We start from the raw sequence: 14563 nt of genomic DNA on the forward strand, positions 1-14563 counted from the left end.
ACTATCTACACGGCGGCGCGGTTCGCCTCAAGTCCCTGGATGTCGCCGCGCCGCGCGCGCCAGATGGCGTTCTCGAAGGCTCTTGCAAACTCTCCGCGTTCGCCGGGGCTCAGCGCCGCCGCAACAGGTGCGTACCGGCCGGACTGCATCACCTTCAACGACACAACCCGGTTGTCCTCGTCTCGTTCCGCCGAAACGCGGGTGAAGGCGGTGGGGCTCTCCCAGACAATGCGCGAGGCTTTCGGCGTCTCATAGGTGATCACCACATCGCGAGCGCTCACGCGCACCCGCTCGATCATGCGGCCCGCGCGGAAGCTGACGAGGAAGGCCACGGTGATCGCCGCGACGTCGACCCCAAGAAACAGCGGCACCAGCTGGGCGCCGATCCGGAGAAAGACGATCGCCGAGGCCACATTCACCAGGGTTATGATGGTGATCAGGATCACGAACCCGCGCTCCGAGAGAGAGCGGTTCGGTTTGATCTCCGCATCCATGTAAAGCGGCTGGTCCATCGATCCGCACGATAGGCCTCTCACGTTGGCGGGAGAAGCCCCGTCGACCGCTTGATGGTGCGACCGCAACCCCCTATCCCCGAAGGATGGGAGACGCTTCGATGACAGACGCCTGGGCCACGGATCGCATCGCACTGGTGACGGGGGCCACGTCCGGTTTCGGCGAGGCCATGGCCAGACGACTGCTGGCTGGCGGGGGCCGGGTCATCGCCACCGGACGCCGCGCCGACCGGCTGGCCGCGCTCGGCGCAGAATTGGCCACCGAGCGCCTGCTCACCCGGGTTCTGGACGTTCGCGATGACGCCTCGATCGCCGATCTCGTAAGCGGGCTGCCCGAGCCGTTCCAGGCGATAGACATCCTCTTCAACAATGCCGGCCTTGCCCTGGGCCTGAAGAAGGCTCACGAGGCCGACATCGACGACTGGCAGACGATGATCGACACCAATGTCTCCGGTCTGGTGCGGATCACCCGCGCCATCCTGCCCGGCATGGTGGCGCGCAACCGCGGCGACGTGATCAACATGTCGTCGGTGGCTGCCAGCTACCCCTATCCGGGCGGGAATGTGTACGGGGCCACCAAGGCGTTTGTGCGCCAGTTCTCGTTGAACCTGCGGGCTGACCTGTTGGGCTCGAAGGTCCGGGTCACCTCGATCGAGCCGGGTATGGCCGACACCGAGTTTTCCGTGGTGCGCTTCAAGGGCGACCAGACCTCTGCAGACAAGGTCTACGCCGGGGTCCACGCCATGTCCGGCGATGATGTGGCGCTGGTGTGCGAAGGCGTATTGCGACTTCCCGCGCACATCAACATCAACAGCCTGGAACTGATGCCGGTGCAGCAGGCCTTCGGGCCCTTCGCCGTGGACCGGGGCTGAGGTGGCGCCGCCGCCTCGCCCTAGCCTGAAACCGGCGGAACGCGCCCGGATCGCCGAAATCTTCGAACGGTTCGAGGCAGCGGCGATCGATCCCCGCACTGAACTGACCTATGCCAGCCCTTATGAGCTGGTGGTGGCGGTGGCGTTATCGGCGCAGGCGACCGACGTCTCCGTCAACAAGGCGACGGACAAGCTCTTCAAGGTCGCCGACACGCCGCAAGCGATGCTGGCCCTCGGCGAAGCGGGCCTGAAGACCTTCATCTCCTCCATTGGCCTCTTCAACATGAAGGCGAAGAACGTGATCCGGATGGCCGAGATCCTGATCGCCGAGCACGGCGGCGAGGTCCCGCTGGACCGCGAAAGCCTGCAGGCCCTGCCCGGCGTCGGCCGCAAGACGGCCTCCGTGGTGCTCAATGAGCTTCGGATCGAACCCGCCATAGCCGTAGACACCCACGTCTTCCGGGTCTCGCACCGCCTTGGCCTGGCCACCGGCAAGACACCGGACAAGGTCGAGGCCGAGCTGATGGCCATCGTTCCGGAGGCCGCTCTGGTCAGGGCCCACCACTGGCTGATCCTGCACGGCCGCTATGTGTGCGTGGCCCGGCGGCCGAAATGCGGGGACTGTCCGGTGGCCGACCTCTGCCCGTCGCGGGCCGCGTTCGCTTAATCCAGGATCACGTGCGGCACGAACCGCGACAGGTTCTTCGTCACCCGGCTGCGGTCCTCGCGGATGCCGACGCCGGCCGGCTCGGCGTCCACCATCCAGGCGCCGATGATCGGGTAGTTGCCGTCGAAGCGGGTGATCGGCTGCAGGGCCTGGCGGATGTGGCCCTCCTCGCCGTAGCCCTGATCCAGCACCCTGGCCCGGCGGCCGTTGGCGACCAGTTCGATGTTGGCGCCCTCGCGCGAAAAAAGCGGCTTTCGTACCCAGGAATTGCCCAGGTCTGCGATGCGGGGATCATCCTCGAAGAAGGCCGGCAGCAGGTTGGGGTGGCCAGCGTTGCGTTCCCACAGCAGGGGCAGCAGGCCCTTGTTGGACAGGATGGCCTTCCAGGCCGGTTCCAGAAACAGGGTCTTCGAGCCCCCGATATTGGCGGCGTAGTCCTCGCGGAACATCTCTTCCCACGGGTAGAGCTTGAACAGCGCCTGGATGATGAAATTGTCCTGGTCAACGAACCGGCCATCCGCATCGAGGCCAATCTTGTCGATCGGCACGAACCTCGGTTCGATCCCGGCCTGAATGGCGATGTCTTCCAGGTACTTCACCGTCTGGCGATCCTCGAGCGTCTCCTCGTCGCTGGAGAAATGGACGAAGCCGCCGGCCGGGAAAATCGCCTTGAACCGCGCCTGCAGCTTTTCGTGCAGGCTGTTGAACTGGTCGGCGTCGGCGGGCAGCCGGCCGGCGGCGATCATGTCCTCCAGCCAGATCCACTGGAAGGTGCCGGTTTCATAGATGCTGGTGGGCGTATCGGCGTTGTACTCGAACAACTTGGCCGGGCCGGTTCCGTCATAAGCGAAGTCGAAGCGACCGTAGAGCGAGGGCGCCTTTGATTTCCAGCTGTTGGCGACGTCATCGCGCGACGCCTCCGGTATCGCCAGTTTCGCCATCAGCGCTTCGCTCGTCACCACCTCGGCGACGAGGTCCAGGCACAGGGCGTGGAGTTCGCGCGCCGGCTGCTCCAGACCGTCTTCGATCTCGGCGAGCGAGAACTGGTAGTAGGCGCGCTCGTCCCAGTAACGCGCGCCGTCCAGATGGCGCCAGGTAAAGCCCAGAGCTTCGGCGCGCGCGTCCCAGCCGGGGCGTTCGGCAGTCTTGATGCGTTTCATTGCGGGCTCCTTACCTCCCCCGCAAGGCGGCGGGAGGGGGAGGTGGGGCTCAAGATTTCTCGCCCCGCTCCACGGCCACCGGCTGGGCCTCGATCTGCAACCGCGGGGCTTCCAGCATGGGCATCGGCTCGGCGGCCGGAGCCTTCAGGCGGGCCAGGACGTCGTTGGCGGACGAGTGGCCCGGCAGAATGCCGGCGGCCTGCAGCTTGGCGTCCAGATCGGCGCCGGTGCGGCGGTCTTCCAGTTCGCCGGCCGCCTTGAACTTCTCTTCGGCGATCGCCTGGCGCTCCTTGATGCGCTTGAGGCTGTCGGCGGCCGAACCCAGCCGGGCCGAGGCGCCGGCGCCCTGGCTGGCCACAGCGGCCTGCGCGCGCTGGACGCTGTCGTTGACCTTCACCACGTCAATTTCGCGGCGCAGGTTCTCCACCCGCTGCTGGGTGGTGGCGATGGTCTTGTGCATCCGCTCTTCGGCGGCCTGCATCTCGCCAAGCTGCGGGGTCTTGGTGGCGACCTCGGTTTCCAGCTCGGAGATCCGCTGGGCGACTTCCATCGCGAGCGCCTCGTCGCCCTTGGAGAGGGCGGCGCGGGCCGAGCTCTCATAGCGACTGGCCTGATCACTCAGGTTCTTCAGTTCCTTTTCGATCATGCGACGCTTCGCCACCAGGGTGGCCAGATCGTCACGGGCCCGACCCAGGGCCGTATCGGCGTCGCGAATCTCCTGATCCAGGATGCGCAACGCATTGGCGTCGACAACGGCCGCACCGGCTTCATGGGCGGTGCCGCGGAACAGGGTGATCAGTTTCGTGAAAATGGACATCCTGGTCCCCTCTAGGCAGCCGAAGCGAAATTCTGACGCAGCTCGTCGGCGGCGCGGATGGCGTTCTCGGCCAGCATGCGCAGCTCGATCACCACCGTTTGCAGGGTGGTCTTGCACGACAGCTCGCCGAAGATTTCATAGTAGTCGCGCTCCGACACCGTGGTGATGCCGAAGTTCGACAGCGGCACCAGCTTCTGGGCCTTGAGCAGAAACACGTTGAACGCCGCCTGGTTGTCCTGCTCGTCCACCGGCCACAGCAGCGCGGAGACCACGATCTGCTCCGACCCCACGCTCAGGAAGATCGGCAGGTCGCCGAACTCGTTCATGGTGATCTGCAGGACCGGATCGGTCCCCTCCAGCACCCGTGCCGTCATCTCGCCCTCGCGCAGCAGCGTCGATTCGCTGAGCGCCTCTGCAAGAGACTTCACCGACCAATCGGTGTCGATGACATGATCCATCTGGTACGATCCTCGCGGAGGTTGTGGGTCTCTCAGCGCCGGTCCGCGACTCGACGCTGTGATGATGGCGCGTGCTGCGGCCTGAATATCGGATTTGGCGCCGGGGGGAACCCAGAGCTCCAGCTTCACGAGCCCGAGGCGCTGGCGCTGATCGCGCCAAAGCCGGGTCCGTTCCGCGGGGCTCAGGCCCCCTGCCTTGTCCTTTGGCCGTTGCATTCGTTCGCGTATACATACGCGTACGTTTGACACGGCGCAAGTTGAGACTATGATCCCATTTCAAGAAGGATGAATGACGTGATCTTCCGGGGGCTTTTCGGCGGGGGGCGGCGTGGCGCAGAAGAGGCGCAGACGCTGCCGGTTGTTCGCAACATCACCATCGGGCGCAGTGTCCGGCTGGATCCTCTGGCCTGGCGCAGGCTTGGCGATGCGGCGAAGTTCCGCCTGGACACCAACACACTGGAAATCGAGGCACAGGGCCGCATCGATCTGGGCGCGGACGGCTTTGTCCACCGCTTCTACACCGGCGACGACCTGATGCTGCAACTCGTCAGCCCTGACGCCGAAGGTCAGGGCGCGGACGATTTCACGATTTTCATGCCCTGGTCATCGGCCTGGCCCACCGACGCCGCCGCCAAACGCCGCTGGGCGGACAGGTTGCGGGCGCGCACCTTTGGCGGTGATGGCCTGCCGGAGTACCGGCGCTTCTGGTTCGGCGATGTCGATGAGCGGCAGGACCCGGTCAGTTTCTGGGAAAGCGTCTATGATGATCGCGCGGGCGCCGACGCGCGCCGGATCTACCAGACCTCGATGCTGTTCGCCCGCGACCTGCCGGGGGAAGGGCGCGAGCTTCTGCTGGCGATCGAGATGGAACCTGAAGGCGGCGACCTGACCCATGAAATCATGGTCGGCATTCCGCTGAACGTTGGAGAATTCGAAGCATGATGTTCGATCCTGTCTATTTCGGCGCCGGGGCCCTGAACTTCGGCCTCGCCTTCCTGGCCGCCGGCGGCTTCGCCCTGATGTTCAAGGCGGCCTACCAGTGGATCACACCACATAACGAGGGTGCCCTGATCCGCGAAGGCAACATCGCCGCCGCCATCATGCTGGGCGGTGCCCTGATCGGCTATGTGATCCCGCTGGCCTCGGCCCTGACCCAGACCCATTCCTTGCCCGAGTTCGTCTCCTGGGCGCTGCTGGCGGGCGTGATCCAGATCGTGACGTTCTGGCTCGTGCGCCGGATCGTGCTGCGTGACCTCTCCGCCCGCATCGAGCGCGGCGAGGTGGCCAGCGCGGTCTACATGATGATGATCTCCATCGCAGTCGGCATCATCAACGCCGCCTGCATGACGGCGTAACGACGATGAAGCGCTCGCGCTCGCTCACCCTCACCGGCCTGATGGCCATCGGCGGCGTCTCGCTCACCGCCTGCGGCGACCAGCCCAATGTCGCCATCGCCGACCAGGGCCCCACGGTCGATGCCTACACCTACCAGTCCTTGGCCGAGTGCAAGGACAAGAACGAGGTCCCGGACGAGGCCTGCGACGTGGGCATGAAGAAGGCCGCCGCCGAGGAAGCCTCCGAGGCCAAGTACGCCGACACCAAGTCCTGCGAGGAAATCTACGGCGAAGGCCAGTGCGTGCCACGCAGCCAGGCGGGCGGCGGCTCGTTCTGGGGCCCACTGGTCACCGGCTTCGTGGTCGGCCGGATGCTGGACGGCGGCTGGGGCGGCGGCGGTCTCTACCGCGACTGGCGCTCGGGCGGCTACTACAGCCGCGGCGGCGGCCCGTTGATGACCGACTACGCCACCGGTCGCACCCGCATCGGCGCCCGCAGCTTCGACGCCCCCGACACCTTCCGCCCGCCGGAACGCATGCAGACCCGCTCCTCGGTGATCTCGCGCGGCGGGTTCGGCGGTCGGATGGAAAGCCGGAGCCGTGGCGGGAGCTGGGGCGGCTGATCGGCTGACCTGGGTAGGCTTGGGCAGATAGGCCGTTGAAGCGCTCGCGAACACTTGGGCTCACCAGTTTGATGGCAATGGGCGGCGTCTCGCTTTCAGCCTGCGGAACAGGCGACGTGGGCCCTACCGAGGGTTCGGATGCGACGACCGCATATTTCTATGGATCACTCCAGGCCTGCCGGGATCAGCGCGAAGTGCCGGACGACGCCTGCGACACCGCTGCGCGGATCGCCGTAGCTGACGACCGAAACGTCGCAACCTGGCCAGACCAGACAAGCTGCGAACGCGTTCACGGCCAGAATCAATGCACACCCCCATCGGCCGTCAGCGGTCACGGCACGTTCTGGGGACCCTTATTGATGGGCTTTGTGGTCGGTCGCGCCCGCGACGGAAGCTGGGGCGGCCGAGCGCTCTACCGGGACTGGCGGGCGGGCAGCTACTACGCAGCCGGCGGCGGACGAGTATGGCGGAGCTATCCCACCGGCCGCATGCACATCAGCCAGCGCAGCTTCGATCCACCCGACTATCGCCGGGGTCCGGAACGAATGCTCTGCAAGGGCGCCCCCGTCTCGCGGAGCGGATTCGGCAGCCGGATGGCTCGCGGCTGTACAGGTGAGGGCGGGTGGGGTGGATAATCTCAATCCCCGGCGTGTCATCCCGGTTTTGGCGCGAGCCAAAGACCGGGACCCATAGACTCCGACGGGCCGGCCTTCATCGAATGTCGCCGCCACTAGCCGTCTTCCGAACCACGGTGTGTATGGGTCCCGGTCTTCGCGTGCCGCGAAACCGGGATGACACGCGTGGTGGTGGTGGTGGTGCGCACTGTTCATCGACGTAGAATTGAGCTACGATCACGAAAGCGTGATCGGAGGCTGGCGTGAAGTGCAGACGTTGGGTTGTGATCTTGCTGGCGCTGGTGACGACGGCCTGCACAAACAGGGTCATCTCGCATCAACCCTTGTTCGCTCGCGACCGGGCCTTGGAGGGAACCCTCAAAGAGGGTGTGTGGGCTTCTACGGAACAAGGTTGTGTTTACAGCCTCGATCAGCCCATTCAGGCTTGGCCAGAGTGCGCGCAAGCCGCGTTGATTGGACCCAAGAGCTTCTCGAAAAAGGAATATCTTGTCGCCGGTGACCCCCTGATCGTGCAGTCGCGCTTCAGGAACCGGGGCAAGGCAAGCCACTATGCCTACACTGCCATCCTTCCGCTGGCGCGCGACTCCGCCGGGAGAGTAACATCCTTAAAGGCATGGGCCGTTGAATGCGGACCGCCAGACATCGTGGGTGATGGCAGCGAGCGAGAGGTTCGCGTCACAAAGTCGCCTTTGCCTGGCCTGACCGTTGTGGGTGACAACTGCACGGCGCTCGAGCCCGCCCCGGTCAGGAATGCTTCGAAAGCGAGCCAGGCATGGAGTTATACCGTGACCCGACAATGGATGCGTCCGTCGCGGCGATCGGATAAGTTCGATGCCGCGATCGGCTGGAGCGTGGATCCACTTTTCAGCCTGCGGAAAGCCGAGGAGGCGCCAGCAGCCGAAGCGCCGCCCCCGCGCTAGCCTCCTTAACCCTTTCCCTGTAATCCGCGCGGCCAGCACCCGCACGAAAGCCTTGCCATGCCTGACCTCTACGACGTCGCCGCCATCGGCAACGCCATTGTCGACGTGATTGCGCCGGCCACCGACGCCTGGCTCGCCGAAAACGACCTGACCAAGGGCGCCATGATGCTGGTGGATCCCGCCCGTAGCGCCCTGCTCTACTCGCGGATGCAGCAGGCCGTGGAAGCCTCGGGGGGCTCGGCGGCCAATACCATCGCCGGTCTGGCCAGCTTCGGCGGCAAGGGCGCCTTCATGGGCAAGGTGGCCGACGACGAACTGGGCCGCACCTTCGCCCGCGACATGCGCCAGATCGGGGCAAGGTTCGAGAATGCGCCGCTGGTCGGCGGCCCGGCGACGGCGGTCTCGATGATCAATGTGACGCCCGACGCGCAGCGCACCATGTGCACCTTCCTCGGCGCCTCGGTGGAGTTCACGGACACCGACGTCGAGGTCGACACGGTCGAGGGTTCGAAGATCGTCTATCTGGAAGGCTATCTGTTCGACGCCGAGGCCGCCCGGCGCGCCTTCGCCAAGGCGGCGGCGCTTGCCCACGGCGCCGGGCGCAAGATCGCGCTGACGCTGTCCGACAGCTTCGTGGTGGAGCGCCATCGCGGCGGCCTGCTGGGTTTCATCGAAACCCAGGTCGACCTCCTGTTCGCCAATGAGAGCGAGATCCTCGCCCTGTTCGAGACCGACAGCTTTGATGAGGCCTGTGAAGCGCTGCGCACCCGCTGCGATCTGGCCGCCGTCACCCGCAGCGACAAGGGCTCGGTGATCCTGAGCCAGGGCCAGCGTCTGACGGTCAAGGCCGAGCCGGTCGAGAAAGTCGTGGACACGACGGGCGCGGGCGACCAATACGCAGCCGGATTCATGTTCGGCCTTTCGCGGGGGCGTCCGCTGCAGCAATGCGGGCAGCTGGCCTCGCTGGCGGCGGCCGAGGTGATCTCGCACTATGGCCCGCGTCCGCAGGTCTCGTTGAAGGATCTGGCCGCGTCCAGGGGATACTGAGCCGATGAGCCGCAAGGCCGAAGTTGTCCGCAATACGAAGGAAACCCAGATCCGCATCGCGGTGGACCTGGACGGGACCGGTGCGTCAGAAATCTCGACGGGCATCGGCTTCTTCGACCACATGCTGGAAAGCTTCGCCCGGCACGGTGGTATCGACCTGAAGGTCGAGACCAGGGGCGACCTGCACATCGACATGCACCACACGGTGGAAGACACCGGCATCGTCCTGGGCCAGGCGATCAAGGAGGCGATCCCGGGCTTCAAGGGCATCCGCCGGTTCGGCCACGCCTATATCCCGATGGACGAGACCCTGAGCCGCTGCGCCATCGACCTGTCCAATCGCCCCTATCTGATCTGGAACGTCGAATTCAGGACGCCCAAGGTCGGCGAGATGGACACCGAGCTGTTCAAGGAATTCCACCACGCCTTCGCCATGAACTGCGGCGCATGCGTGCATCTGGATCTGCTGCGCGGCGCCAATTCCCACCACATCGCCGAGAGCGGGTTCAAGGCGCTGGCGCGGGCCCTGCGTCACGCAGTCGAGCTCGACCCCAAGACCCATGGCCATGCGCCATCCACCAAGGGCGTGCTCTAGGAAATCCCTATGCAGAGCGTCGCCCTGATCGATTATGGGTCGGGCAATCTTCGCTCGGCCGAGAAGGCTCTGGTCCGCGCCGCCGACGGCCGCGCGGATATTGTCGTGACCAACGACCCGGCCATCGTGGCCAGCGCCGACAGGATCGTTCTGCCGGGCGTCGGCGCGTTCGCCGCCTGTATGGCGGCGCTCAGTGAGCGCGAGGGCGTAATCGAGGCGATGAACCATGCGGTGCATGATCGCGGCGCGCCCTTCCTCGGCATCTGCGTCGGTCTGCAGCTGATGGCCTCGCGGGGCCTCGAGTTCGGTGTGACACCGGGCCTCGGCTGGTTCGACGGCGACGTCCGCAAGATCGAGGTCGCCGATCCGCACCTCAAGATCCCGCACATGGGGTGGAATAATCTGCTGGATGTCACCGATCTGCCGGTTCTGTCTGGTCTAAGGGCCGGCGCTCCGGTCTACTTCACCCACTCCTTCGCCATCTTCCCCTCCGACGACGCCGATGTGGCAGCCTGGGTGGATCATGGCGGACGCTTCCCCGCGGCGGTCGCCCGGGGCAATCTCGCCGGGGTGCAGTTTCACCCCGAAAAATCGCAATCTGCCGGGCTCAAGCTTTTGTCCGACTTTCTGGAGTGGCGCCCGTGATCCTGTATCCCGCCATCGATCTCAAGGACGGCCAGTGCGTGCGCGTGCTGCACGGCGACCTCTCAACCGCCACGGTCTTCAATACCGAGCCGGCGGCCCAGGCGCGCACGTTCGTGGAGGCCGGGTTCCACTGGATCCATGTGGTCGACCTGAACGGCGCGGTTCAGGGCAAGGCGGTGAATGCGCCAGGCGTCGAGGCGATCCTGGCGTCCGTATCCGTGCCGGTCCAGCTGGGCGGCGGGATCCGCACCCTGGCTGATATCGAGCGTTGGGTAGAGGCCGGCGTCAGCCGCATCATTCTGGGCACCGTGGCCGTGAAGGATCCGAAGATCGTGCTGGACGCCGCCAAGCGCTGGCCCGAACAGATCGCCGTCAGCGTCGATGTGCGGGCGGGTAAGGTGGCCGTCGATGGCTGGACCGCCGACAGCGACCTCGACGCCATCACTGTGGCGAAACGCTTCGAGGATGCCGGCGTCGCCGCCCTGATCGTCACCGATATCGACCGCGACGGCACTGTGATGGGTTTCAACGTCGAAGCCTTCGGCGCCATGGCGGATGCGGTATCCATCCCCGTGATCGCAGCGGGCGGGCTGGCTACAGTGGACGACATCGTCAAGCTGAAGGCGCGCAAGGGTGTGCCGGTGGCGGGCGCTGTGCTGGGTCGAGCGCTCTACAATGGCGCGATCGACCCCGCTGAAGCCCTTGGACTCGCGGCGTGACGCTCAAGGTTCGCCTGATCCCCTGTCTGGACGTCAAGGACGGCCGGGTGGTGAAGGGCGTGCAGTTTGTGTCGCTGCGTGACGCCGGCGACCCGGTCGAGCAGGCCAGGGCCTATGATGCTGCGGGCGCGGACGAGCTGATGTTCCTCGACATCACCGCCAGCCACGAGAACCGCGGCACCATCCTCGATGTCGTGGCGCGGACGGCCGACGTCTGTTTCATGCCGCTGTCTGTGGGCGGCGGTATCCGGTCGGTGGAAGACGCCCGACGGCTGCTGCTGGCCGGCGCCGACAAGATCTCGATCATGACCGCCGCCGTCGCCGACCGGAACGTGGTCAGCGCCTGCGCCGACGCGTTCGGTAGCCAGGCCGTGGTCGTATCCGTCGATGCCAAACGTGTAGGGGCGCGCTGGGAGGTGTTCACTCACGGGGGCCGCAATCCAACGGGTCTCGACGCTGTGGAGTACGCGATCGAGGTGGTCGCAAAAGGCGCAGGTGAAATCCTGCTGACTTCCATGGACCGCGATGGCGCCAAGACCGGCTACGATCTGGACCTCGTGCGCGCCGTCAGTTCGGCGGTAAGCGTGCCGGTGATCGCATCGGGCGGCGCCGGAAATACCCGCCACCTTGTGGAAGGCGTTCAGGCCGGCGCTGATGCGGTGCTGGCCGCCTCGATCTTTCATTTCGGCGAAGTCAGCATCGGCGAGGCCAAGCGCGCCATGGCCGAGGCCGGCGTACCCGTGCGCCTGACGGAGATCGCCGCATGACCCGCTTTGCGCAAGTGATAGATCGCCTCTCGGCCACCATTGAAAGTCGCAAGGGCGCGGACGCCTCCACCTCCTACACCGCCCAACTGCTGGGTGACATGGACCGCGCCGCCAAGAAGCTGGGCGAGGAAGCGGTCGAGACCGTCATCGCCGCGGCCCATGGCGACCGCGACGCCCTGACCGCCGAGAGCGCTGACCTGATCTACCACTGGCTGGTGCTGATCGCCGCCGCCGGCGTGAGCCTGGACGAGGTGGCCGTTCGGCTGGAGGCCCGGGAGGGCACAAGCGGTCTCGCCGAGAAGGCGTCACGACCGAAGTAGCCCTGCTTTCTTCAGGCCCTGGGTTTCCGTTTCAGCGCCACATAGAGCGCGCCCTCGCCGCCGTGCCGGCGATGCGCTTCGGATATCCCGGCGACGATATGGGCCAGATGCGGCGCGCCCAGCCATTCCGGAACCCGGCGACGAAGGACACCGTCGCCCTGAACCCCCTTGCCGGTGATCACCAGAATGGCGCGATAGCCTTCGTTCCAGGCCCCTTGCAGGAAACGCTCGAGGGCCACCCGGGCCCGGTCCTGCGTCAGGCCGTGCAGATCGATGCGGCCGCCGATCTCCTCGCGCTCACGGGCGATGCGATGGCGTCGATTGGGTTCGATGGCGTCGACGGCCTCGCGAAACGTCTCCGGTTCGGCAGGCGGACGTTTGGGCTCTACCCGCGCCGCCGCGTCCAGGGTCTGGGGACGCGCGGGCTTGGGGCTGTTGCGGTCCGTCAGCGGGTGGACTGTTGCGGTCACCATCGACCAGAGGCGATGGTCGTCTGGTTTCAGCGGCCGCTTCATCGGGGGACCAGGCGGTAGAGGCGCAGCGTATGGCGGACCCGACCGGCCTCGGCGCCGGCGGCTTCCCCTTCGCCCAGGTAGAGGTCAGCCCGAACTTCGCCCTTGATGGCACCGCCGGTGTCCAGCGCGCTGACCAGGCGTCGATAGGTCGGAAACGCCCCGGCAAGCAGCGGCGCTTCCCCGTCGATCCAGAGCAGGTCGCCGTAGGTGTGAAACGCCGGGTCGATGGCCACCGCGCGCCCGGACGGCAAGGGCAGGTTGGCGGCGCCTGCCGGGGGCTTGCCGTCGTCGGGAACCAGTCGGAAGAACACATAGCGCGGGTTGAGCTGCATGATCGCGTCGGCCTCAGGGCCCCGATGAGCCGCCAGCCAGCCCCGGATCGCATCGCCCCCAGTGTTGTCTCGCGCCAGCAGGCCGCGGTCCCGCATGGGATTGGCGATCCCGGCGAAAGGGCGACCGTTGTGAGCGGCGTAGATCACCTTCATCCGCCGGCCGCGCTCGAAGGTCAGCACGCCGGAGCCCTGGACCTGCAGGAAGAACAGCTCCTCTGGCCGCATCCAGGCCAGGGGTTGGCCCACAGGCCAGGCTTCGATGGCGGTCCGGTCAGGATAGGACTCAGCACTCCCGTCGGGTTTGACCTGCAGAATGATGCCGCCGTCAGCCACCACGAGATCGGCGGGACGCGCCCGGACCGGGGCGCTGAATTCCTCGTCCGGTGCCTGTCGGGCGGGGTAGACCGGCGCGAAATAGGCGGTCAGCACCCCCTCATCGCCCAGTTGTTCTGCCACGAACGCCGTTTCGAAGAACCTTCGCGCGTCACCGGGTCCGGGCTCTCCCGAGCCGCGCGCCCGCAAACAGGCGGCGGCCAGGGCGCGGTCACGCACCGCGGCGCAGGTCTTCACAAAGGCCTTGTAGGCGCCGTCAAAATCCTCGTGCCGCCACCCCGGAAGGTCGGAGACGGCAAGGCGCCGGGGTTCCGGCCTCGGCGTCGCCGGCGGCTCTGGGGGCCGTGGCGGCTCCGGTGTCGCGCCAGGTCGATCAATGGGCGGCGGCGGGCCGTGTTCAGAAGCGGTCGCGCAGGCCGACAGCGTCAGGCAGGCCAGAAGGACTAGGCCTGCGCGCACGAGCCTCAAGCCTCGGCGGCGTCCACGCGCACCAGCAGCCAGTTCGGATCGCGGCTTTTCAGGCGGCGCTCAAAGGTCCAGACCTCGGCGGTGCGGCGATCGTCCACGCCCTCGCCTTCCGGGCCTTTGGTGCGGCTGCGGAATTCGGCCAGAAACCGGACGCTCAGACGGGCAAGGTCGCCGTCGACCACATCGGCCATATCCAGGTCGGCGCGCGGCGGGTGGGCGAATTCTACGGTTTCCGTGCGGTTCTCGGCGACGCGCTGGTCGATGGCGGCTTCAAATCCGGCCAGAACGCCGGGCGCCAGCAGATTGCCCAGGGTCGTCTTGTCCCCTTCGGCAAAGGCGGTGACGATCATCTGGTAGGCCGACCTCGAGCCACCGAGGAAGCTGGCCATGTCGAACCCGGGGTCGATGGCCTTGACAGCGGCCAGGCCAGTCAGGGCGACGCCCTCGTCAGCCGCCTCGACCTGAAGGTCCGGAGCCTTGATCGCTGGCCCGCCGGCTTCCGCGGCCGGGCGGTCCCCGGGTTGGCGGCCCACGCGCCGTCCCAGCACTGTATAAAGCTGATACAGCACGACCACGGCGAGACCCGCGAAGATGATCAGTTCGAGCGTTTGCAACAGTTGGCCTTCAAGTGATGCGCAGAAACGACAATACGCTGCATAGCGCAATATAGTCGTACGCGAACCCCGTGTTAGGGGTGACGTTGCATCGTCCGGGGCGCCATGTTAGCGGCTCGGCCCCAACACGGCGCGATCCGGCGCCCTTCGCAAAGAGACATTCTGGCCGTCATGACCGATATCGATCCCGGCGCCGCGGCGCCCGAGGCC

Annotated in this window: 20 protein-coding genes; 13 read left to right on the plus strand and 7 right to left on the minus strand. The window is 66.3% G+C overall.

Translation table 11 applies throughout. The features are described from left to right. Positions 1-5: 5 nt before the first annotated feature. On the minus strand, positions 6-512 hold the full coding sequence (locus ACIQ42_RS00195) for a DUF2244 domain-containing protein (protein ID WP_397420209.1): 507 nt from the start codon (positions 510-512) through the stop codon (positions 6-8). A 101-nt stretch (positions 513-613) separates the two neighbouring features. On the opposite strand from ACIQ42_RS00195, the gene ACIQ42_RS00200 reads away from it, so the two are divergent. Then, positions 614-1384, plus strand: coding sequence for an SDR family NAD(P)-dependent oxidoreductase (locus tag ACIQ42_RS00200; RefSeq protein ID WP_397420210.1), 771 nt, complete (start codon positions 614-616; stop codon positions 1382-1384). A 1-nt stretch (position 1385) separates the two neighbouring features. Beyond that, entirely contained in the window at positions 1386-2051 is a 666-nt protein-coding gene (nth, locus tag ACIQ42_RS00205; RefSeq protein ID WP_397420211.1) for an endonuclease III, read from the plus strand. Here nth and ACIQ42_RS00210 read toward each other — a convergent pair. The 3 genes from ACIQ42_RS00210 to ACIQ42_RS00220 are packed head-to-tail and all read right to left on the minus strand — an operon-like array spanning position 2048 to position 4486. Beyond that, positions 2048-3211 (minus strand): glutathionylspermidine synthase family protein, encoded by a 1164-nt coding sequence (locus ACIQ42_RS00210; protein ID WP_397420212.1) that lies wholly within the window; start codon positions 3209-3211, stop codon positions 2048-2050. The two genes, nth and ACIQ42_RS00210, sit on opposite strands and share 4 nt — an antisense overlap. Positions 3212-3260: 49 nt before the next feature. Next, the gene (locus ACIQ42_RS00215; protein ID WP_397420213.1) at positions 3261-4028 is read right to left on the minus strand and encodes a PspA/IM30 family protein; all 768 of its coding nucleotides are present in this window, start codon (positions 4026-4028) and stop codon (positions 3261-3263) included. 11 nt (positions 4029-4039) lie between these two features. After that, positions 4040-4486 carry a YjfI family protein gene (locus tag ACIQ42_RS00220; protein WP_397420214.1) on the minus strand — a complete coding sequence of 149 codons (447 nt, stop codon included), beginning with the start codon at positions 4484-4486 and terminating at the stop codon, positions 4040-4042. A gap of 285 nt (positions 4487-4771) precedes the next feature. Between ACIQ42_RS00220 and ACIQ42_RS00225 the strand changes: the two genes are divergently transcribed. From ACIQ42_RS00225 to ACIQ42_RS00275, 11 genes are all read left to right on the plus strand, one after another. Further along, positions 4772-5428 (plus strand): DUF2491 family protein, encoded by a 657-nt coding sequence (locus ACIQ42_RS00225; protein WP_397420215.1) that lies wholly within the window; start codon positions 4772-4774, stop codon positions 5426-5428. Then, complete coding sequence (locus ACIQ42_RS00230; protein WP_397399148.1) at positions 5428-5841, plus strand: DUF350 domain-containing protein; 414 nt, start codon at positions 5428-5430, stop codon at positions 5839-5841. Before ACIQ42_RS00225 ends, ACIQ42_RS00230 begins: the two co-directional genes overlap by 1 nt. A 5-nt stretch (positions 5842-5846) precedes the next feature. After that, complete coding sequence (locus tag ACIQ42_RS00235) at positions 5847-6443, plus strand: DUF1190 domain-containing protein (protein ID WP_397420216.1); 597 nt, start codon at positions 5847-5849, stop codon at positions 6441-6443. A gap of 77 nt (positions 6444-6520) precedes the next feature. After that, the gene (locus tag ACIQ42_RS00240) at positions 6521-7078 is read left to right on the plus strand and encodes a DUF1190 domain-containing protein (protein ID WP_397420228.1); all 558 of its coding nucleotides are present in this window, start codon (positions 6521-6523) and stop codon (positions 7076-7078) included. Between the two features lie 269 nt (positions 7079-7347). Beyond that, positions 7348-7998, plus strand: coding sequence for a hypothetical protein (locus ACIQ42_RS00245; protein ID WP_397420217.1), 651 nt, complete (start codon positions 7348-7350; stop codon positions 7996-7998). A gap of 57 nt (positions 7999-8055) precedes the next feature. Then, positions 8056-9045 (plus strand): adenosine kinase, encoded by a 990-nt coding sequence (locus tag ACIQ42_RS00250; RefSeq protein ID WP_397420218.1) that lies wholly within the window; start codon positions 8056-8058, stop codon positions 9043-9045. Between the two features lie 4 nt (positions 9046-9049). Continuing rightward, a complete protein-coding gene (hisB, locus tag ACIQ42_RS00255; RefSeq protein ID WP_397420219.1) occupies positions 9050-9640 on the plus strand; it encodes an imidazoleglycerol-phosphate dehydratase HisB in 591 nt (196 codons plus the stop codon). Positions 9641-9649: 9 nt separating this feature from the next. Continuing rightward, positions 9650-10285, plus strand: a complete 636-nt coding sequence (hisH, locus tag ACIQ42_RS00260; protein WP_397420220.1) for an imidazole glycerol phosphate synthase subunit HisH — start codon at positions 9650-9652, stop codon at positions 10283-10285. Then, on the plus strand, positions 10282-11004 hold the full coding sequence (hisA, locus tag ACIQ42_RS00265; protein WP_397420221.1) for a 1-(5-phosphoribosyl)-5-[(5-phosphoribosylamino)methylideneamino]imidazole-4-carboxamide isomerase: 723 nt from the start codon (positions 10282-10284) through the stop codon (positions 11002-11004). The genes hisH and hisA overlap by 4 nt, the downstream gene beginning before the upstream one ends. Then, positions 11001-11771, plus strand: coding sequence for an imidazole glycerol phosphate synthase subunit HisF (hisF, locus tag ACIQ42_RS00270; protein ID WP_397420222.1), 771 nt, complete (start codon positions 11001-11003; stop codon positions 11769-11771). The genes hisA and hisF overlap by 4 nt, the downstream gene beginning before the upstream one ends. Then, a complete protein-coding gene (locus ACIQ42_RS00275; RefSeq protein WP_397420223.1) occupies positions 11768-12091 on the plus strand; it encodes a phosphoribosyl-ATP diphosphatase in 324 nt (107 codons plus the stop codon). The genes hisF and ACIQ42_RS00275 overlap by 4 nt, the downstream gene beginning before the upstream one ends. An 11-nt stretch (positions 12092-12102) precedes the next feature. On the opposite strand, the gene ACIQ42_RS00280 is transcribed toward ACIQ42_RS00275, so the two are convergent. The 3 genes from ACIQ42_RS00280 to timA are packed head-to-tail and all read right to left on the minus strand — an operon-like array spanning position 12103 to position 14353. Further along, the gene (locus ACIQ42_RS00280; protein ID WP_397420224.1) at positions 12103-12606 is read right to left on the minus strand and encodes a Smr/MutS family protein; all 504 of its coding nucleotides are present in this window, start codon (positions 12604-12606) and stop codon (positions 12103-12105) included. Beyond that, a complete protein-coding gene (locus tag ACIQ42_RS00285) occupies positions 12603-13730 on the minus strand; it encodes an MltA domain-containing protein (protein WP_397420225.1) in 1128 nt (375 codons plus the stop codon). Before ACIQ42_RS00285 ends, ACIQ42_RS00280 begins: the two co-directional genes overlap by 4 nt. 5 nt (positions 13731-13735) lie before the next feature. Continuing rightward, a complete protein-coding gene (gene timA / locus ACIQ42_RS00290; protein ID WP_397420226.1) occupies positions 13736-14353 on the minus strand; it encodes a TIM44-related membrane protein TimA in 618 nt (205 codons plus the stop codon). Positions 14354-14563: the final 210 nt, after the last annotated feature.

It is taken from the genome of Phenylobacterium sp., assembly GCF_044372605.1.
GTDB lineage: Bacteria > Pseudomonadota > Alphaproteobacteria > Caulobacterales > Caulobacteraceae > Phenylobacterium.